This window comes from Streptomyces spiramyceticus (assembly GCF_028807635.1).
GTDB classification, from domain to species: Bacteria; Actinomycetota; Actinomycetes; order Streptomycetales; family Streptomycetaceae; genus Streptomyces; species Streptomyces spiramyceticus.
On record NZ_JARBAX010000002.1, the window covers coordinates 71,537 to 91,965 of the forward strand.

Here is a 20,429-nt window from a genome sequence, read left to right on the forward strand (position 1 = left end):
ATGACCGCTGACTCCTTCACCGTCCGGCGCTTCGAACGCGCCCTGGCCAGCCTGCGTGGGCTGTCCCTGGGAGACGCCCTGGGCTCCCAATTCTTCGTACCTGCGAACTATCCGCTGCTCAAGCGGCGCGCGCTGCCTCCCGGCCCCTGGCAGTGGACCGACGACACCGAGATGGCCTGTTCGGTCCTGGCGGTGCTCGTCGAGCACGGCCGAGTCGACCAGGACGCCCTCGCCCGCTCCTTCGCCGAGCACCACGACTTCGACCGCGGCTACGGCCCCGCCGTCAACCGGATGCTCCGGCTGATCAGGGAGGGCGGCGACTGGCGCGAGCTCGCCGCCGCGCTCTTCAACGGTCAGGGCTCCTGGGGCAACGGCGCGGCGATGCGCATCGCGCCGCTGGGCGCCTGGTACGCCGACGACCCCGAGCAGGCCACCCACCAGGCCGAGATCTCGGCATACGTCACGCATCAGCACCGTGAGGCCGTGGTCGGCGCCATGGCCGTGGCGGCCGCCGCCGCACTCGCCGCGGATCCGGCGGGCCCGCCGCAGGCGGCCGATCTGCTCGACGGCGTGATCGCGCTCGTACCGCGCAGCGCCGTGGGCGCCGGGCTCCGACGAGCCCGCGACATGCTCGACTACGGCGACGCCGGCACCGTGGCCGCGGTTCTGGGCTGCGGACGGCGTACGAGCGCGCACGACACCGTGCCGTTCGCTCTCTGGTCGGCGGCTCGGGCGCTCGGCGACTTCGAGCAGGCGTTCTGGACCACTGCCCAGGTGGGCGGCGACGTCGACACGACCTGCGCCATCGTCGGCGGAGTGGTCGGCGCGGGCAAGGCCGGGGCGCCGCCGGTCTCCTGGCTGGAGCAGACCGAAGAGCTGCCGGACTGGATCCCTTCACGCACGCTCTGACCCGGTACGACTGTCACGGTCCTGCCACATCCGGGCCCTGGCAGGGCCGTGCCGCCAGGCCAGGGCTACTCTGACGGCCACGCCGCCCCCTTGATCATGACGGGCGCGTGCCGACGAGACACCGGGCCCCGGACGCTGCTTCCTGCCGCGCACGTGCCCGGTCGGGAGGGGGTCCCGTGCCCGATACACCAGTCACACCGCCCACGGAGTCAGGGTCCGGCCAAGGACCGGGCCCCGCGCCGCAGGACGCCGTCCCGCAGCCGTCGGCCACGTCGTCGGTCATGCCGTCGGCCCTGCCGTCTGCCGAGCCGCCTGCCATGCCGTCGTACCGGGAGCAGCACCGGAGGGCGACGCAGCCTCAGCGCAGCCAGCCGTGGCCGCCACCGCCGCCTGCGCCGCCCAAGTGGCTGACCGACGTACGTCCCGGCCCACCGGCCGCCGTCCGCCCCGCCACGCTCTGGGCGGTACTGGCCACCGCCCTGCTGAGCGCGCTGCTGCTCGGCGAAGGTCTGGGCCTGAACCTGCTGGTCGTGGCCGCGCCGGCCGCGCTCGCCGCGTACTTCGCAGCCCAGGCGGCAGGCCGTCGCCTGCGCCCGTGGACGCTCCTGTGGGCCGTCGGCGGTCTTGCCCTGCTGGTCGTACCCGCGCTGCGTGACGCGGGCTGGCCGACTTTCCTCGCCGTAGTCTCCGCGCTCGCGCTGGGCTCGCTCGCGCTGCACGGCAACCGGACCTGGGCGGGCGTACTCGCTGGTTCCCTCGGTGTCGTGGGCTCGCTCGGTTCCGGCGCGGCCTGGGCCTTGCGGGGGCTGCGCGAGCGCGCGGAAGTGTCGCGCGGCCGCTGGGCGCCCGTCGTGCGTACGGTCTCCGTCGCCGTCGTGCTGCTGGTCGTTTTCGGCGCGCTCTTCGCCGGAGCCGACGCTGCCTTCGCCGATCTGCTCGGTGGCCTCACGCCGGACGTCTCCATCGCCGACGGACCCTGGCGGATCTTCCTCTTCGCGCTCGGTCTCTTCGGTGCCCTTGCCGCCGCCCGCACCGCCGCCGCGCCGATGCGCTGGGACCGCCTCGACATACGTCCCGCACGCGCCCGGGGGCGTGCGGAATGGGCACTTCCGCTGATCGTCCTCAACCTCCTCTTCGCCGCCTTTATCGCCGTCCAGCTCGCCGTGCTTTTCGGCGGCTACGACAAGGTGCTGAGCGAGACCGGACTTTCCTATTCCGAGTACGCCCGGCAGGGCTTCTGGCAGCTCCTCTGGGCCACGCTCCTGACCCTCCTTGTCATCGCACTCGCACTGCGCTGGGCACCGCGCGGAGGAGCCCGCGACCGGACCCTGATCCGCTCGGTTCTCGGCACTCTGTGCGTACTCACGCTGGTCGTCGTCGCATCCGCGCTGCGCCGCATGGACCTGTACGTCGATGCGTACGGCCTGACACGGCTGCGTATCTCGGTGGCGGCTGTGGAGCTGTGGCTGGGCCTTGTGATCGTACTGATCATGGCGGCGGGGGTACTGGGCTCCCGCTGGCTGCCGCGCGCGGTGGCAGCGAGCGCGGGCGCCGCCGTGCTGGCCTTCGGGCTGGTCTCGCCGGACGGGCTCGTCGCGGAACAGAACGTGGCGCGGTACCGCGCCACCGAGAAGCTCGACGTGGGTTACTTCCAGGACCTGTCGGCCGACGCCGTACCGGCACTGGACACGCTGCCCGAGCCCCAGCGTTCCTGCGCCCTCGTAGGCATCGCGGCACGGCTCGACGACGAGAGCGAGCCCTGGTACGCGACGAGCCTGGGCTCGGCCCGGGCTCGCGAGATCCTCGAAAAGCGGCCCCTGGCGCTGGACGACAGCGGGTGCCAGAAACTCGGAATGTACGGCGATGGGCGCGGGCTCTACGACGAGTACTGACGGTAGGGGAGGGGCCCCCAACCGGGCAGGGAGGGCGGGGCGCAGTGCGGCGCCTCCTCCCTGCCCCTCCCCGGTCCGAGTGGCGACCGCGGGCGAACCGCTCAGGCCGCCCCCGGCCCCCCGGCGCCGGCTGTCCCGCTGAGCGCCTCCAGGTCGCTCTTGCGTACCCGGATGACGAACAGTGCGACGAGCAAGGCGAGTCCGACCAGGCCCACGCCTGCCCAGAACGCCGTCGAAATGCCCTCGGCAAGCACCTGGTGCCCCCAAGGGGCGGGCAGCTCGTGGGACTTGGCGAAGGCCGCCTGCTGGGCGGGTGTCGCCTCCGTGAGGAACGACGGAATCTGCCGCGCGGCCTCGTCGCGGCTGGCCGTTCCGAAGACGGTCATGAGAATCGACAGCCCCAGGGAACCACCCACCATCTGTGTGGCGTTGAGAAGACTGGAGGCCGCTCCCGATTCGTGCTGAGCCACACCGGACACCGCTGTCAGTGTCGCCGTTACGAACACCAGGCCCATGCCGAAGCCGAAGAGCAGCATGGGGCCCAGCACGCCTCCCAGGTACGAACTGTCCGGATCGATCGCGGTCAGCCAGGCCATGCCCGCTCCGGTGAACACCGCCCCCGAGACAAGGAACGGCTTCGGGCCCAGAACCGGGAGCAGCCGCGACGACAGGCCGGCCGCCGTCACGATCATCACCGTGACCGGCAGGAACGCGAGCCCGGAGGAGATCGGACTGTAGCCGAGCACGTTCTGCACGAAGAGGACGATGAAGAAGAACATGCCGAACATCGCCGCGGCGAGGCTCATCATGATCGCGTACGTCCCTGACCTGTTGCGGTCGGCGAACATCCGCAGAGGGGTGATCGGGTCCGGCGCCCGTCGCTCGTTGAACACGAAGGCGACCAGCAGGACGAGAGCCAGGCCGAACGCGCCCAGGGTGAGACCGTCCCGCCAGCCGTCGTCGGCGGCGCGGATGAACCCGTACACCAGAGAAGCCATGCCCACGGTCGAGGTGAGCGCGCCGGTGAGGTCGAAACGGCCGGGGTGGCGCTCGGACTCATTGATGAACACGGGGGAGAGGACGGCTATCAGGATGCCGATCGGCAGGTTGACGTAGAACACCCAGCGCCAGTCGAGCCACTCGGTGAGCATCCCACCCGCCAGCAGCCCGATCGCCGCGCCGCTGGCGGAGACCGCCGCGAAGATGCCGAACGCCCGGTTGCGCTCGGGGCCTTCGCGGAACGTCGTGGTGATGAGCGCGAGCGCGGTGGGCGAGGCGATGGCGCCGCCCACGCCCTGGAGCGCACGCGCCGCAAGTATCTGCCATGGCTCCTGCGCGATGCCGCACAGCAGTGAGGCGAAGGTGAAGAGCAGAACGCCGAAGACGAAGACCCGCCTGCGGCCGAGGATGTCGCCCGCCCGTCCGCCGAGCAGCAACAGACCGCCGAAGGTGAGGGTGTAGGCGTTGATCACCCAGGAGAGGTCGGTCGTACTGAAGGAGAGAGCGGTCTGGATGTGCGGGAGCGCGATATTCACAATGGTGGTGTCGAGGACCACCATGAGTTGAAGAGCCGCGATGACGGTAAGGGCGATTCCTGGACGCCCCTGCCGACGGGCTGCGCCCGGGTTGTGTGGTGCAGCTAACTGAGAGGTAGTCACTATGGATCCCCCACAAGTGAGTTAGTGAACGGGTGCGTTCACTGTCATGCCAACGGTAGGGATTCCCCCTCAGTGAACGCAAGCGTTCACTGAAGCCCTCGTCCCCAACGGAGAGAAAAAGATGGCCACTTCGCGCTGGACTGCCGCCGCCGAGGCGCAGCCGGTCTCACTGCGCCGCCGCGGGCTCGTACTGGAACGAGCGATCCTCGATTCCGCGCTGGAGCAGTTGAGTACGGTCGGCTGGAACGGCCTCACCATGGAAGGTGTTGCCGCCGGCGCGCAGACGGGGAAGGCGGCGGTCTACCGCCGCTGGCCGTCCAAGGAGGACCTCGTCGCGGACGCCCTGAAGGCCGGGCTGCCGGATCTCGCCGACGCGCCGGACCGGGGCAGCATCCGGGAAGACCTCTATGAGCTCTGCCGCCGTATGCGCGGAGCGATGTATTCCAGGCCCGGATTCGCACTGCGTTCCGTACTTCACGAATGCGACAAGGGGGTGGCCGAGCGGTTCCACGCGGTGATTCTCCGCCAGGTGATCGAGCCCTCGAACCGGCTCTTCCGCGAGGTGGTGAGCCGCGGGATCGAGCGCGGCGACGTGCGTCCCGATGCCACGAGTGACCTGGTGTTCGACGTGATCCCGGGCCTGATGATGTACCGCTCGAAGGTGTGCGGAAGCGAATGGCCGGACGAGGAGATCACTGAAGTGGTGGACAGGATCATGGTGCCCCTGCTGCGCCCGGTGCCGACTCCGGCCGCCGACTGACGCCCGGGGTGTCGCCGGCGGTGTCCGGCGGCGTAACCTGGCAGGCGCCATGCCGTACGAACCACCCACCCACGCCGTCGAGCGCTCCCTACGCGCCACCACCGGCGCCAAGATCATTGCCGGTGTCGACGAGGTCGGGCGCGGAGCGTGGGCCGGACCCGTCACCGTGTGCGCAGCCGTCACCGGCCTGCGCCGGGCACCCGACGGCCTCACCGACTCCAAGCTGATCACCCCAAAGCGCCGCACCGAGCTGGCCGTAGTGCTGGAGGGGTGGGTTACGTCGTACGCCCTGGGGCACTCCACGCCCGAGGAGATCGACGAGCTGGGGATGACCGCCGCGCTGCGGCTCGCCGCCGTACGCGCCCTGGACGCGCTGCCGGTGCAGCCGGACGCGGTGATCCTCGACGGGAAGCACGACTACCTCGGGCTGCCCTGGAAGGTACGTACGGTGATCAAGGGGGACCAGTCCTGCATCGCGGTCGCGGCCGCCTCGGTGATCGCCAAGGTGAGGCGCGACGCGATGATGGCCGGACTGGAGGCCCAGTTCCCAGAGTTCGCCGACTTCGCTTTCGCGGACAACGCGGGCTATCCCTCGCCCGTGCACAAGGCGGCGCTGGCCGAGCGGGGGCCCACCCCGTACCACCGACTGTCCTGGTCGTATCTCGATGCGCTGCCCAGGTGGCGGCACCTCAAGAAGATCCGGCTGTCGGCGGAGGCCGCCGCTCTGGAAGACGGGGGCCAACTCGGCTTCGATTTCTGATCCGATCGCACTTATGTACCAACCCGCTGCTGCGCGTCGCGGCGGCATTTGATAGAAATCCACTCATGCCTCTCTCCCCCGAGGAGCCTCAGATTCACGAGAGCGCCCAGGGTCCCCGCGTCACTACGGCCACCGGCCGCCCCGCGTCGACCCCCCGTCCCGTACCTGGTCCGCGTACCGCGGCCACACCGCGTCCCGGACGCCCTGTCCCAGGCCCTGCCAGGGGCCCTGCCAGGCCCGCGCCTCCGGTGCAGCGGACGCAGACGTCCGGCGGCAAAGCCCCGGCCGCGCGGCAGGAGAATCGTTCCGCGCCGCAGGTCCAGCTGATCCCCGCTTCGACGGACGGCGCACTCGACGCCGCCGGCGAGGCCGTCGACCTGCTGCTCGACTCCGGACGCGCGCCGGGCGACGTCCTGGTGCTCACCACTGGTGAACAGCACCCCTGGGCCGCCCACGAGCTGTCCTTCGGCGAAGCCTCGTACTGGGCCCAGCACGAGGCCCGCGACGACGTCTTCTACGCGGACGCCGATGTCGCGGAGCGGGCCGCTGCCCGGCCGGTGGTGGTCGTCGCGGTCAACGGCGGAGGCGACGACGTCCTGACCCGTGCGCTGCCCGTCGCCAGGGAACGCGCAGGCGCGCTGCTGATCGTGTGCGGAGACCCGAACCGGGTCAACGCCGTGCTCGGCGCGGGCGTCTGACCCGTACGCCACTTTCTGCTCGCGCCGCGCGTGTGTCAGCGCGCGGTGCGAGCCGGTCGGCGTGCCGCCTCAGCGGGCCGCTGCCCGACGCAGGGCGTCCGCCGCCCCTCCACCTGTGCGCAGTGGGGAGGGGGCGGCCTCGGCCGCGGCTTCAGCGAGGCCGCTGGGGCGTGATCCGGTGCTCGGGCGACGGCCGCCACGGCCCTCGCCGAGCACCTGCCAGCCGCCGTTCGTCAGCGTGATGTACGCGCCGCAGCGCAGCCCGTGCAAGGTGCAGGCGTCCCGCAGGCCCCACATCCATGCCCCGTCCTCCTCGGTCCAACGCTCGTCGCCTTCACGGCAGTAGAGCAGCACCGCGGTCCGTACGGGAGTACGGCGGCGCAGGTCGTGCGGGATGACCCGGCGCAGGTGCGCGAGCAGGGCGTTGCGGAACTCCCAGCCGTCGGCGGGGACGGGGCGCCGGGCGAACGAGGCGCTGGCGGTGAGCCGTTCCTCGGAGTCGAGGACGGCGACAACAGCCGTCGACGGTGTCGGCCGGTGCCTGGCGTGCAGCCCGCTGACCACGTCACGCGGATTGCGCAGCAGCGGGATGCCCGCCGCTGCCCACTCGGACGGTTCGAGCATCCGGCCCAGGCGGTTGACAGTGTCGGCGGACGCGGGGCTCAACGAGGCTGCGGACGGAGCGAATCCGAAGGTCACGGTCCTCCCTTCGCATACGCGCCCACAGTGCGGGCAGGGTCGGTTGGGGGCGCACCGCGACACAGCCCATCCGGTCCGCGGCGGGCCGTGCGGGGAGCACTTCAATTCTCGCTGCCCCGTGAGGATGCGGCAACGAGCAATTGGCCCGGCTGACGGGAATCTGCGGGTATGACGTGGATATCCCTGCCCAAGCTGTCCACGGACGAAGCATCCCGTCACGTCTGAACGGCGAGGACCAGCGGAAACACCCCTTGCGCTCCGGCTCGGCGCAACAGCCTGGCCGCAACCGCGAGCGTCCAGCCGGTGTCCGAGCGGTCGTCCACCAGGAGCACTGGGCCACCGGCCCCGGCCAACGCGTCCGCCAGCTCCGGCGGCACCGTCAGCGCCTGGTGAAGTGCCCTCACCCGCTGGGCACTGTTGGTGTTCGGCATCCGCCCCGGCGCCTCGGGGGTGTACGCGACGGAACCGAGCAGCGGCATCCTGCCGACCTCCGCGATCCGGCTGCCGAGCGACTGGATGAGTTCCGGTCTGCTGTGCGAGGCGACCGTGACCACTCCGACCGGACGGGCAGGGGCGTTCGCTTCGCCTGACGCCCAACCGCCGGGCCCCTTCGCCCAGTCGGCCAGCACACTCACGACGGCGCTCGCCACATCGTCGGGCACGGGGCCGTCCTGTGACTGCGCCGCGAGCAGCGGGCGGAGCCGGTTGCCCCAGCCGATGTCCGAAAGCCGCCCCAACGCCCGTCCTGGGAAGGCCTGTTCCCCTTGCGAGATGCGGCCCTTGAGGTCCACTCCGACCGCCACGAGGCCCGTCGGCCACATCTTGCGCGGCTCGACCTCGACACCGGGCCGGCCGAGTTCGCCGCGCGCCGCATCCAGGGCGCCGGTGGACACCGCGTCGGTGAACCTGGCACCCGCACAGTTGTCACAGCGGCCGCACGGCGCTGCCTCCTCGTCGTCCAACTGCCGCCGCAGGAACTCCATCCGGCACCCCGTTGCCGACGCGTAGTCCCGCATGGCCTGCTGTTCGGCCGCACGCTGGCGCGCAACCCAGGCATAGCGATCGGCGTCGTACACCCACGGCTGCCCCGTGGCGGTCCAGCCGCCCTTCACCCTGTGCACAGCTCCGTCGACGTCGAGAACCTTGAGCATCGCCTCCAGGCGCGTACGCCTCAGGTCGACGATCGGCTCCAGGGCGGGCAGTGAGAGCGGGCGCTCGGACCGGGCCAGCGTGTCGAGTGTGCGGCGTACCTGCTCTTCCGGCGGGAAGGCGACCGAGGCGAAGTACTGCCAGATCGCCTCGTCCTCGCGGCCCGGCAGAAGCAGCACTTCGGCATGCTCCACACCTCGGCCGGCGCGACCCACCTGCTGGTAATAGGCAATGGGCGACGAGGGCGACCCCAGGTGCACCACGAAACCGAGATCGGGCTTGTCGAAGCCCATGCCCAGCGCGGAGGTGGCGACGAGAGCCTTGACCCGGTTGGCGAGCAGATCCTCCTCGGCCTGCATCCGCTCCGCGTTCTCGGTTCTGCCGGTGTACGAGGCGACGGTGTGCCCGCACTGCCGCAAGTACGCCGTGACCTCCTCGGCGGCTGCGACCGTGAGGGTGTAGATGATCCCGGAGCCGGGGAGCTCGCCGAGGTGATCTGCCAGCCAGGCCAGCCGGTGTGCCGCGTCCGGGAGTTGGAGCACGCCCAGGCTCAGGCTCTCCCGGTCCAGCGGGCCACGCAGTACGAGTGCGTCGGTGTCCGCACCCGTCCCCAGCTGCTCGGCGACGTCGGCGGTCACCCGGGCGTTCGCCGTTGCCGTAGTGGCCAGCACCGGAACGCCCGGCGGGAGCTCCGCCAGCATGGTGCGCAGACGCCGGTAGTCGGGCCGGAAGTCGTGACCCCAGTCGGAGATGCAATGGGCCTCGTCCACCACCAGCAGTCCGGTGGCGGCGGAAAGCTTCGGCAGTACCTGGTCGCGGAAATCGGGGTTGTTGAGCCGCTCGGGGCTGACCAGCAGCACGTCCACCTCGCCCGCCGAGACCTCGCCCTGGACCGTGTCCCACTCCTCCGTGTTGGACGAGTTGATGGTCCGGGCGCGGATGCCTGCCCGCGCCGCCGCCTCGACCTGGTTGCGCATGAGCGCGAGCAGCGGGGAAACAATCACGGTGGGGCCACTGCCGCGCTCACGCAGCAGGGAAGTGGCGACGAAGTACACGGCGGACTTGCCCCAGCCGGTTCGCTGCACGACCAGGGCCCGGCGCTTGTCGGCGACGAGCGCCTCAATGGCCCGCCACTGGTCCTCGCGCAGCCTGGCGGTGCCGGTGGTGTCTCCGACGAGGCGGGCGAGTACGGAATCGGCCGAGGACCTGAGATCTGCGTTGGTCATGCCCCCATGCAACCTGATGCATCGGACATTGTGCGAATGCGGCCTCAACCCTGTGAATAAAGTTATCCACAGGGTTGGCGGCGCTGGCGGTGTCTGCGGGACCGTCGAGCCATGAACAAGCACCACGAACCCACAGGGCCCTCCGCCGGCGACCAGATCACCCTCCGAGGCCCCGCCGAACTGGCCGACGCGCTTCCCTACCTCATGGGCTTCCATCCGACAGACAGCGTGGTCATGGTCGCGCTGCACGGCCGCCGGGGCCGGTTCGGCGGGCGGCTCAGGCTCGGTATCCCGGGCTCGCCGAAGGAATGGGCGCCCGTCTCCGACCAGCTTGCCGAGTGTCTGGTGACGGGCAGCGAGCGTCGTGGGGACCGTCCCGAAGGCATCGTCGTCTTCCTCTGCCAGGACCCGGCCGAGGGCGAGACGAGCAGGCAGGTGATGGAGCGGCTGCGCCCCTTCGCGCAACGGCTGCGCACCGCGTGCGGCGCGCTCGACGTCCCCGTGTTCGAAGCACTGTGCATCTCCGACGGCAGGTACTGGTCGTACTGCTGCCCCGACGCGCGCTGCTGCCCGCCCGAGGGCAACGTTCTGGCCCTGCCCGGCACCTCGGTCATGGCCGCGGCCGCCGCCTACGCCGGTATCCAAGTCCGTGGATCGCTACGGGAGATGGAGGCTCGGCTGGCGCCCCGGCCGGAGTCTCCTGCCGCTCAGGAGCAGGTGCGGGCACTGGACGCGGCGGGTCTCGCCCTGGTGCCCAGAATCCTGAGCGGAGCCCAGCGGGAGCAGGTCGGAGCCGAGACTCTCGACCTGGCGCGGCGGCTCATGAAGCGCCTCGGGGACAGCCGGCCTGCCACGACGCGCTGGCCGGAGGCGGATGCCGCGGACGACGGACTCATCGGCCATGACGAGGCTGCCGCAGTCATTCTCGGGCTGCAGGACCGCGAGACCAGGGACCGGGCGGCGGAGTGGATGGAGGGCCCCGACGCGGAGCCGGCGCTGCGGCTGTGGCGGGCGCTCGCCCGCCGCTGCACCGGACCGTACGACACTCATGCCGCCGCCCCGCTCACCCTTGCCGGATGGGTTGCCTGGTCGACCGGTGACGAACCGGGCGCGAGGGTCGCCCTCGGCCTCGCCCTTCGGTTCGATCCCGATTACCAGTTCGCCCAGCTCCTGCACCAGGCGTGCAATGAAGGCCTCGATCCGGAGGCGCTGAGGCGTTGCCTCCGCCAGGAACGCGCGGAGCGCACGCACCCCAGCCCTCGCCCCCGCGCCGTACGCAGGCAGGCCACGGCGCGTTCCGCCCGGCCGTCAGTGACCAGGAAGGGGAACCGGCCCACCAAGGCGCGTCCCGGCGCAGCCGCCGCACGGGGGCGCGTCCGGAGGCGGGACGGGCAGCGTGGGGGCAGGAGCGGGCGATGACGGCCGTGACCCGGACGCCCGTGCGGCCGTTCCCCTGTGTGGCGGTACCGCGAACGTCCCGCGCCGCTCCGGCCGGCGCCGCTGTCCCCGCGCAGAGGAGGCATCGTATGACCCTCACTGTCCCGTCCTTTGCCATCGAACGAAGGCCCCTGGCCGGGTCCGCACGGCCTCCCGGTGAGCTGCCCTCCGTCCACGGGCTGCTGATCTGTGCGGACCTGCCGGGGCTCGCAGTCTCCGCGGAACACGGACAGCTCACCGGCCAAGGGCTCGAGGGCTTCTACCAGTCGGGCCGCCGGCTCCTCTCCCGCTGCCAGCTGAGGGTGGCGGGACGGGAACCGGTCGCCGTGCAGGGCAGGCTGCTCTCGGCCGGCCGTGCCCGGTTCGTCTCCGTCGTGCGTACGCCGGCCGACGGCGGTCCGGACCCCGAGATCGCGGTGGAGCGGCTCCGGCACGCCGAAGGCACAGAGCGGATCACCTTACGCAGCTCGGCGGGCCGCACCCTGCGGCTCCGTGTGGAGATCGGACTCGGCACCGACCTCGCGGACCTGGGCGCCGTCGCCGCCGGCCGCTCCGGCCCGGAGCTGCCTGCCAGCGTTCACGCCTCGGGGATGCGCTGGACGGCTGCCGGAGCCCAGGCGGTGGTCACCGCTGATCCACCTCCGGAGGACGCGCTCGCATCCGCCGGTCTGCTGCGATGGGAGATCGAGCTGCTGCCCGGCACATCGCGCACGATCGAGCTGCGCATCCGTACGGACCGGGGAGTCCGGCCTGTCGCGAAAGCGGGGTCAGGTCTGCTCCCCGACGCGACGGCGGAGGGGGACGACCCACGGGTGCGAGAGCTGCTGCGAACCAGCCTCGACGATCTGCGGGCCCTGCTGATGCGCGACCCGCGTCGGCCCACGGATGTGTATCTGGCGGCGGGAGTGCCCTGGCGTTGCGGGCTTGCGCCCGCCGAGGCGCTGTGGGCGGCGCGCATGACGCTGCCACTCGGTACCCGGCTCGCCGCAGCCACACTGCGCACTGTCGCTCGTACGCAGCTACGGAACCCAGGGCCCGACCAGGGGCGCATCCCGGGACCGCTGAGGGACGCGGGCCCGTACCTCCCGCCCAGTTGTACGGGCGTAGAGGCGACACTGGCCTTCCCCGTGGTGCTCGCCGAGGCGAGGCGATGGGGGATGGCGGCGCAGGACCTGGAGGAGCTGCTGCCCGTGGCGGAGGGCTGCCTCCTCTGGTTGCGCAGGGCGGCCGGAGACGACGGCTGCCTACGGGAACGGGATCCAGCCGGACACCGGCGCAGCGAGACGCAGGCTCACGCCCACCGGGCGGCGCTGCTCGGCGCCGATCTGCTCGCGGCGTACAACCGCCCAGGTGCCGAATGGTGGCGCGAGTGGGCCAGGGCACTGCGCCGCACCTTCCAGGAGAACTTCTGGATCGACGACCGGGCGGGCGGCCGCCCGGCAGCGGCCCGCTCGGCTGCGGGACGGCTCGTGCCGCACCTCGGTTGCGGCGCCGCCCACCTCCTGGACACCGGCCTCCTCGGAGCGGGCCGGCTCGCGCCCGGCCTGCTGGACAAGGTGCAGACCGAGCAAGTGGCGAGGCTGCTGGGCAGTCCCGCCATGGACTCCGGCTGGGGGCTGCGCAGCCTCGGGGCCAGGGAGAGCGGTCACAACCCCTTCGGCCACCGCGGCGGCGCCGTGCGGGTCCATGAGACCGCCGTCGCCGTGGCGGGACTCGCGGCGGCCGGATACGAGAAAGAGACGGCGTCCCTGCTGCGTGGCGTCCTCGACGCGGCGGAAACCTTCGGCAACCGGCTGCCCGAGATGTACGCGGGAGAGCAGCGCACCGCGGGCAGTCATCCCGTACCGCACCCGGCCGCGTGCAGGCCTGCGGCCGTGGCGGCCGCCGCCGGGATCCATCTGCTCACCGCTCTCGCCGGCATCCGCCCCGACGCCCCGGCGGGCACGGTGGCACTGTCGCCCGTGCACTGCGCGCCGCTCGGAGCGGTGCAGTTCTCGGGACTGCGCGTCGCGGGGGAGCCCTTCGCCGTACGGATCAGCAGGCTGGGCCTCGGCATGATCGAGGAAGCCGCCGACAAGCTCCAGTTGGGGGTGTGACCGTGAATGCCGACGGGTGGCGCCGAGAGGGCGAAACCGACATCAGCAGCCCCGGCGCAGGGACTGTTTATCGTCAAGCAGACGACTATGATCGCGGCATGTCGCCCTACGACCCATCCGCCTTTCCTCCCTTTGCCGTCACCGTGGATCTGGTCGTACTGACCGTGCGCCGTCACGCGCTCTGCGCACTGGTCGTACGCCGCGGCGAGCCGCCGTACCAGGGCCGGTGGGCGCTGCCCGGCGGCTTTGTACGGGCGGAGGAGGATCTCGGGGCTGCGGCGGCACGGGAACTCGCCGAGGAAACCGGACTGTGCGCGCACGAACCGGGAACCCCGGCGCTCGGAAACGGGGCCCACCTCGAACAGCTCGCCACCTACGGCGACCCCAAGCGGGACCCCCGCATGCGTGTGGTCAGCGTGGCCTATTTGGTGCTCGCACCGGACCTTCCCGCGCCCCGGGCGGGCGGCGACGCGAACAGCGTGCGCTGGGCGACGGTCGAGGCCCTGCTCAACCAGGAGAGGGCCTTCGGCCGTGAGGAGGAGCAGTCGGCCCCCCTCGCTTTTGATCATGCGCAGATCCTCGGAGACGGCGTGGAGCGCGCCCGCTCCAAGATCGAGTACTCGTCGCTCGCCACCGCCTTCTGCCCTCCGGAGTTCACGGTGGGTGAACTGCGCCGGGTGTACGAAGCCGTGTGGGGCGTCGCTCTCGACCCTCGCAACTTCCATCGCAAGGTCACCGGCACCCCGGGCTTCCTCGTCCCCGCGGGCGGCACCACGACCCGGCAGGGCGGCCGCCCCGCCCAGCTCTTCCGGGCGGGCGGAGCGACGCTGCTCAATCCGCCGATGCTGCGCCCCGAGGTCTGACACCCGCACACCCGCAGTTCCCGCGCTGCACGAAAAGTCGGAAATGTCGCGTTATCTTGCTGCGGTACGCCCTGCCGCCGAGCGGTCTCACCTTCCGCGAGAGAAGCGATGCTCCAGGCCATCGGACTCACCAGCGCCCCCCGTCGGGAACTCCCGCCCGTCGTGAACGATATGACCTTCGAGGCCGGGCCGGGCCAGGTCACCGCCCTCCTCGGTGCCGCCGGATCCGGCAAGACCACGGCGCTCCGCCTGATGCTCGAACTCGAACCCGGACGGGGCGTCACATACTTCCGCGGCCGCCCCCTGCACCGGATCGCCAACCCCGCCCGCGAAGTCGGAGCGCTCCTCGGCGACGTGCCGGGCCACCCCGCACGTACCGCCATCGGCCAGCTCCGCATGCTCTGCGCCGCAGCCGGCGCGCCCGCGGCCCGCGCCGTTGAAATGCTCGAATTCGTCGGCCTGGCCGGGCTCGGCGACCAGCGCCTCGGCGCGCTCTCGGTCGGAATGGACCGCCGACTCGGCCTGGCCTCAGCCCTCTTGGGCGACCCGCACACGCTCGTCCTCGACGAACCGGCCAAGGGCCTCTCTCCGCTTGAGCACAACTGGCTCTTCGGGCTGCTGCGCAGTCACGCCGCCCGCGGCGGCGCCGTGCTGTACACGACGAGCGATGCCAAAGAGGCCGCCCGTACCGCCGACCGGGTCGTCACCATCGACGGCGGCCGCCTGATGGCGGATCAGGAGGCCGCCGAGTTTGCCCGGACCAGGCTCCGCCCCCGCGTCGCCGTCAGGACGCCGCACGCAGCCCGCCTCGGCGTCCTCGTCAGCCGGGAAGCCCGCGCCGCCCAGCAGTCCGTCGAGGTGGTCGCCGAGGGCGGCAGCCGCCTCTGCGTCTACGGCAGTGACTGTGCCCGGATCGGCGAGACCGCCTTCCGGCACGGCATCCTGATCCACGGCCTGGCCGACGAGATCGGCGATACGGGCCCGGCCCCCGGCCCGGAGGCGCCGCCCCGGCCCGCCCGGGCGGAATCCGGGACCGGGGCTGTGGCGGAAGCCGGGACCCGGGCGGAAGGGGCGACCGGGGCGGCGGCGGAAGCCGGGACCGGCGCACGGTGGCCGGCTTCCCGCGCCGGCGCACCCGCCAGGGAGCGCGCACCGCTTCCGTCGCCGATGCCTCTGCGCCCGGCCCGCAGCCCCGTCCACGCCCTGCGCTACGAACTGCGCCGCCTCCTCGGCACGAGGTCGACGTTCCTGGTCGTGACGGCTGCTCTGGCCGCTTCCGTCGCGCTTTCCGTACTCCTCGCGCACACGGGCAGTACCCCGCTGCCGGACGTCCTCGCCGCCTGGCCGGACATCCTTCCGCTGCCGCCGGCCGCGTTCGGTGCGGGACTGCTCGGCGCCCTCGCCTTCGGCGACGAGTACCGGTACCCGGCCCTGGCCGCCGCGCGCGGCACCGTGCCCCGCCGCCTCGGCCTGCTCCTCGCCAAGCTGACCGTCTCCGCGGCCGCCGCACTGCTTCTCGCCCTCCTTGCCGTGGCGGCCGACGCGGAAGCCCTCCGGCTTCTGTACGGCCCGGACTTGATGCACGTACCGGAAAAATGGCCCTCGATGGCAGCCAGTTGGGGAGGCCTGACGGTCGGCTGCGCCTGGGCCGGACTGCTCGGCGCCGGAGTCTTCCGCGCCACGGCTCCCGGCGTGGCGGCGGTACTCGCCGTTCCGGTCGTCGTCACCCCGGTCGCGCAGCAGGTGATCGTGGCCCCGTCCGCACGTTCGGTGGCCGGACTCCCGGCCAGACTGCGCGAAGTTGCCTGGCTGGAGTGGCCGTACGAGGTCGACCGATGGATGGTGGCGGCGATGCGACTCGTGGCCGAACCGGTCGGTACGGCCCTGGCATTGTCGCTGTGTGCCCTGCTCTGCGCGTATTTGCTCACCGGCCTTCGCCGGAAAGCCCATTGATGACCGGCTCGGACACGAAGGGCGCGGGCCGCCCGCAACTTCCCCGAGAGCGTCCGTTTCTTCGTCCGTTTCTTTCCGATAAGTCGTCAATTGCAGGGCGGGCGGCGATCACCCTTTCGTGTGCTTTTCACCAAAGACCTCAAGGGTCGTGTGAGTCCCGCCGACAAAGGATCCGTGAGTACCCTTGCGCACACCATGATGACCGCCGCCCGCCCCGTCGAGACCGGCCTCGCAGGCCCGGGCGAACTCGACCGCTACCCCTACGGAGAGGCGTCGGCCGCCGACCGCGTCGGCGTGCCCTCCTGGGACAGCGCCGACACGGACCTGGGCCGGATGGGCCGCCGCTCGGCGGGCAGCCGTGGCCGCGGGCTCCACGGCCAACTCGTCCAGCAGCTCGGCCAGATGATCGTCTCGGGCGATCTCGGCGCCGACCGCCCGCTCGTCCCCGAAGAGATCGGCCAGCGCTTCGAGGTGTCCCGTACCGTCGTACGGGAATCCCTGCGCGTGCTGGAGGCGAAGGGCCTGGTCAGTGCCCGTCCCAACGTCGGCACCCGGGTCCGCCCCGTCAGCGACTGGAATCTGCTGGATCCGGACATTATCGAATGGCGGGCATTCGGCCCTCAGCGCGACGACCAGCGCCGCGAACTGGGCGAGCTGCGGTGGATGATTGAGCCGCTCGCGGCGCGACTCGCGGCCGGCCACGGACGCGAGGACGTCCAGCAGCGCCTCGCCGACATGGTCGAGATCATGGGCCACGCCCTCGCTCAGGGTGATTCCCTGACGTTCTCCAGGGCCGACGCCGAATTCCACTCCCTGCTCATCCAGCTCGCGGGCAACCGCATGCTGGAGCACCTCTCCGGCATTGTTTCCGCCGCGCTCCAGGTCTCCGGCGGCCCCGTCACCGGCTGTGACCGCCCCACCGAGAGCGCGCTCGTCCACCACTCCTGCATTGTCGACTCGCTCGCCGCCGGCGACGCGATGGCCGCAGAGAACGCCATGCGCCAACTGCTCACCGTCCACCCCGAGGTGGAGCGTGTGGTGCCCGCGCCGCGCGAGCACTGACAGCGGAGCACGGCCAGGGTGTGCGCTTTGCGGCATTGCTGCGCTGACGAATCTCGTGTCGCCGGGCCCGTCGGGTCCGGCGACACGATTGTTGGGCCGCATGATGGTGGGATGATGTCCCGTTCTGTTCCTCGCCGCCTCCGAGGGGTGTGACTCGGGCCACGAAGATTGGGCGTAACACTCCTCGGAACTCTGCGATGACCTAAGAGGTGACAGCCGAAGAGGGAATACAGCCGCCATGGTCGGCGCTGTAACAAGTCCGAGGTTCAACCTGCGCCGTCGGTACATCCCCAGCCGATGTCGTCGGCCGAGGCCCGCACTCAGGGCGAGGCCGGAAGCCGTTCCCATCGTTCCGAGAGGTTGTTCGTGTCGGCCAGCACATCCCGTACGCTCCCGCCGGAGATCGCCGAGTCCGAGTCTGTGATGGCGCTCATCGAGCGGGGAAAGGCTGATGGGCAGATCGCCGGCGATGACGTGCGCCAGGCATTCTTGGCCGACCAGATTCCGTCGGCCCAGTGGAAGAACGTTCTGCGCAGCCTCAACCAGATCCTCGAGGAAGAGGGTGTGACGCTGATGGTCAGTGCCGCGGAGGAGCCCAAGCGCCCCCGCAAGAGCGTCGCAGCGAAGAGCCCGGCCAAGCGGACCGCCACCAAGACCGTCGGAGACAGGGCGACCCCGGCGAAGACTGTGGCGGCCACGGCCGCTCCCGCATCCGAAACGGTGGAGGCCGTGGCGGACGACGCCGCGGCGCCCGCACCGGTGAAGAAGGCCGCCGCCAAGAAGACGGCGGCCAAGAAGACCGCCACGAAGAAGACCGCGGCCAAGAAGACGGCCGCGAAGAAGACCTCGGCCAAGAAGGACGGCGACGAGGTCTCCGAGGGTGAAGAGACCACCGAGGAGACCACTGACAAGGCCGTCGGCGAGGAAGAGGAAGAGAGCGGCGAGAACAAGGGCTTCGTTCTCTCCGACGAGGACGAGGACGACGCACCCGCGCAGCAGGTCGCTGTCGCCGGTGCCACGGCCGACCCGGTCAAGGATTACCTCAAGCAGATCGGCAAGGTCCCGCTCCTCAACGCCGAACAGGAGGTCGAGCTCGCCAAGCGCATCGAGGCGGGTCTGTTCGCCGAGGACAAGCTGGCCAACAGCGACAAGCTGGCGCCGAAGCTCAAGCGCGAGCTGGAGATCATCGCCGAGGACGGCCGCCGCGCCAAGAACCACCTCCTGGAGGCCAACCTCCGGCTCGTGGTCTCGCTGGCCAAGCGCTACACCGGCCGCGGCATGCTCTTCCTGGACCTCATCCAGGAGGGCAACCTCGGTCTGATCCGCGCGGTCGAGAAGTTCGACTACACCAAGGGCTACAAGTTCTCGACGTACGCCACCTGGTGGATCAGGCAGGCGATCACCCGCGCGATGGCCGACCAGGCCCGCACCATCCGCATCCCGGTGCACATGGTCGAGGTCATCAACAAGCTCGCCCGCGTGCAGCGTCAGATGCTCCAGGACCTGGGCCGCGAGCCCACCCCGGAGGAGCTGGCCAAGGAACTCGACATGACCCCCGAGAAGGTCATCGAGGTCCAGAAGTACGGCCGAGAGCCCATCTCCCTGCACACCCCCCTGGGCGAGGACGGCGACAGCGAGTTCGGTGACCTCATCGAGGACTCCGAGGCGGTCGTCCCGGCCGACGCCGTCAGCTTCACGCTCCTGCAGGAGCAGCTGCACTCGGTGCTCGACACTCTGTCCGAGCGCGAGGCGGGAGTCGTTTCCATGCGCTTCGGCCTCACCGACGGCCAGCCGAAGACGCTGGACGAGATCGGCAAGGTCTACGGCGTGACGCGTGAGCGCATCCGCCAGATCGAGTCGAAGACGATGTCGAAGCTGCGTCACCCGTCGCGCTCGCAGGTCCTGCGCGACTACCTCGACTAGGTCGCGACTGCCTCGACCAGGTCGCGCGCCCAAGTCGTCATTCACCGCTCGGGCCGATGGCCCGGAGTCCCCTCCACGGGACTCCGGGCCATCGGCTTTCGCGGGTGCGGCCCGCCGCTGTCCGGCTGACCCTGTGTGTGCAATGTGGAGCACCGAGTACAGGAGGCCGTATGCGTCGTTCTTTTGCCGGATCACTGACGGGGGTGCTGGCCCTGACGGCCACGGCCGTTGTGGCGCCTACCGCCTCGGGTGGTTCCGCCGCCGCGGACAGTGTGGTGATAGGCGGGCAGCCCGTACGAATCTCGGAGACGCCCTGGGTCGTGGCACTGTCCAGCCGTGACCGGTTCGGAGGTACGCGGGCGGGTCAGTTCTGCGGGGGAGTGGTGGTGGCGCCGGAGAAGGTGGTGACAGCGGCGCACTGCATGAGCTCACAGGTACTCGGCGTGCCGCTGAATCAGGTGCGTGACCTGGAGGTCATCGCGGGGCGCGGCGATCTGCTCGGGCAGGGGGGCAGGGAGATCCCGGTGCGCGGGATACGCATCAATCCGGAGTACGACGCAGCCACGAACTCCGGAGACCTCGCTGTGCTGACACTGTCGAGCGCTCTGCCGACGCGCCATGTCATCCGGACCGCACGCCCGCGGCACATGGCGGACCAGCCCGGTACGCCCGCCGCCGTCTACGGCTGGGGCGATACGACGGGCGACGGGGCGTACCCGCTCGGCCTGCGCGCGGCACGCGTCAGCGTGCTCCCCGACAGAGCCTGCACGCGTGCCTATCCCGGCCGCGGGGAGCCCGCGTACCAGGCAGACACCATGCTGTGTGCCGGGGACCCTGAGGGCGGCCACGACGCCTGCCAGGGGGACAGCGGCGGGCCGCTGGTCGCGGAGGGCCGGCTGATCGGCGTTGTCTCCTGGGGGAACGGCTGCGGCCAGGCCGGGAGCCCCGGGGTGTACACACGGCTGTCGGCCGTCCCGGAGGATCTCTGGCCTGCAAGCGACTGATTACGCTTGCAGCGTACGAGAACGGGCGGCCCACCCTGAGTTACCAGGGGAGGCCGCCCGTCGACCGGTGGGTAACCGGCCCTTCGCTCGTCGTGATCGCGAGGTGTTCAGCGTTCCTCGTCTTCTGTGGACGCAGGCACGGCGGTCAGCCGGTCTGTCTCGTCCTGTATTTCAGCGGCGATCTTCTTGAGTTCCGGCTCGAACTTGCGACCGTGGTGGGCGCAAAAGAGCAGTTCGCCGCCGCTGGCCAGGACGACACGCAGGTAGGCCTGGGCGCCGCAGCGGTCGCATCGGTCAGCGGCCGTCAGCGGGCTCGCGGGGGTCAGAACAGTAGTCACGT

The 20,429-nt window shown here is 71.0% G+C and carries 16 protein-coding genes; 12 read left to right on the forward strand and 4 right to left on the reverse strand.

What is annotated here, in order from left to right; translation table 11 throughout:
• On the forward strand, positions 1-909 hold the full coding sequence (locus PXH83_RS24060; protein ID WP_274563096.1) for an ADP-ribosylglycohydrolase family protein: 909 nt from the start codon (positions 1-3) through the stop codon (positions 907-909).
• Between the two features lie 176 nt (positions 910-1,085).
• A complete protein-coding gene (locus PXH83_RS24065) occupies positions 1,086-2,801 on the forward strand; it encodes a DUF4153 domain-containing protein (RefSeq protein ID WP_274563097.1) in 1,716 nt (571 codons plus the stop codon).
• Between the two features lie 101 nt (positions 2,802-2,902).
• On the opposite strand, the gene PXH83_RS24070 is transcribed toward PXH83_RS24065, so the two are convergent.
• The gene (locus tag PXH83_RS24070) at positions 2,903-4,459 is read right to left on the reverse strand and encodes an MFS transporter (RefSeq protein WP_274563098.1); all 1,557 of its coding nucleotides are present in this window, start codon (positions 4,457-4,459) and stop codon (positions 2,903-2,905) included.
• A 121-nt stretch (positions 4,460-4,580) separates the two neighbouring features.
• Between PXH83_RS24070 and PXH83_RS24075 the strand changes: the two genes are divergently transcribed.
• The 3 genes from PXH83_RS24075 to PXH83_RS24085 all read left to right on the forward strand — a co-directional run bounded on the left by PXH83_RS24075 (position 4,581) and on the right by PXH83_RS24085 (position 6,677).
• A complete protein-coding gene (locus PXH83_RS24075) occupies positions 4,581-5,219 on the forward strand; it encodes a TetR/AcrR family transcriptional regulator (RefSeq protein WP_274563099.1) in 639 nt (212 codons plus the stop codon).
• Positions 5,220-5,268: 49 nt separating this feature from the next.
• On the forward strand, positions 5,269-5,979 hold the full coding sequence (locus tag PXH83_RS24080; RefSeq protein WP_274563100.1) for a ribonuclease HII: 711 nt from the start codon (positions 5,269-5,271) through the stop codon (positions 5,977-5,979).
• Between the two features lie 65 nt (positions 5,980-6,044).
• A complete protein-coding gene (locus PXH83_RS24085; RefSeq protein WP_274563101.1) occupies positions 6,045-6,677 on the forward strand; it encodes a hypothetical protein in 633 nt (210 codons plus the stop codon).
• Positions 6,678-6,746: 69 nt separating this feature from the next.
• Here the strand turns inward: PXH83_RS24085 and PXH83_RS24090 are convergent, their stop codons facing one another.
• Positions 6,747-7,376 carry a hypothetical protein gene (locus PXH83_RS24090; RefSeq protein WP_274563102.1) on the reverse strand — a complete coding sequence of 210 codons (630 nt, stop codon included), beginning with the start codon at positions 7,374-7,376 and terminating at the stop codon, positions 6,747-6,749.
• 215 nt (positions 7,377-7,591) lie between these two features.
• A complete protein-coding gene (locus tag PXH83_RS24095; protein WP_274563103.1) occupies positions 7,592-9,751 on the reverse strand; it encodes a RecQ family ATP-dependent DNA helicase in 2,160 nt (719 codons plus the stop codon).
• A 111-nt stretch (positions 9,752-9,862) separates the two neighbouring features.
• Here PXH83_RS24095 and PXH83_RS24100 point away from each other — a divergent pair, with 111 nt between their 5' ends.
• The 7 genes from PXH83_RS24100 (at position 9,863) to PXH83_RS24130 (ending at position 20,089) form a co-directional block, all read left to right on the forward strand.
• Positions 9,863-11,170, forward strand: a complete 1,308-nt coding sequence (locus tag PXH83_RS24100; RefSeq protein ID WP_274563104.1) for a DUF4192 domain-containing protein — start codon at positions 9,863-9,865, stop codon at positions 11,168-11,170.
• Between the two features lie 107 nt (positions 11,171-11,277).
• Positions 11,278-13,284 (forward strand): glycogen debranching N-terminal domain-containing protein, encoded by a 2,007-nt coding sequence (locus tag PXH83_RS24105; RefSeq protein ID WP_274563105.1) that lies wholly within the window; start codon positions 11,278-11,280, stop codon positions 13,282-13,284.
• Positions 13,285-13,382: 98 nt separating this feature from the next.
• Complete coding sequence (locus PXH83_RS24110) at positions 13,383-14,147, forward strand: NUDIX hydrolase (RefSeq protein ID WP_274563106.1); 765 nt, start codon at positions 13,383-13,385, stop codon at positions 14,145-14,147.
• 108 nt (positions 14,148-14,255) lie between these two features.
• Entirely contained in the window at positions 14,256-16,100 is a 1,845-nt protein-coding gene (locus tag PXH83_RS24115; RefSeq protein ID WP_274563108.1) for an ATP-binding cassette domain-containing protein, read from the forward strand.
• Between the two features lie 120 nt (positions 16,101-16,220).
• Positions 16,221-17,162, forward strand: a complete 942-nt coding sequence (locus PXH83_RS24120; RefSeq protein ID WP_274563110.1) for a FadR/GntR family transcriptional regulator — start codon at positions 16,221-16,223, stop codon at positions 17,160-17,162.
• Positions 17,163-17,528: 366 nt separating this feature from the next.
• A complete protein-coding gene (locus PXH83_RS24125; protein ID WP_274563112.1) occupies positions 17,529-19,085 on the forward strand; it encodes an RNA polymerase sigma factor in 1,557 nt (518 codons plus the stop codon).
• Positions 19,086-19,255: 170 nt separating this feature from the next.
• Positions 19,256-20,089, forward strand: coding sequence for a serine protease (locus PXH83_RS24130; RefSeq protein ID WP_274563113.1), 834 nt, complete (start codon positions 19,256-19,258; stop codon positions 20,087-20,089).
• A gap of 107 nt (positions 20,090-20,196) precedes the next feature.
• On the opposite strand, the gene PXH83_RS24135 is transcribed toward PXH83_RS24130, so the two are convergent.
• A complete protein-coding gene (locus tag PXH83_RS24135) occupies positions 20,197-20,427 on the reverse strand; it encodes a DUF7455 domain-containing protein (protein WP_214929404.1) in 231 nt (76 codons plus the stop codon).
• Between the last annotated feature and the right edge of the window lie 2 nt (positions 20,428-20,429).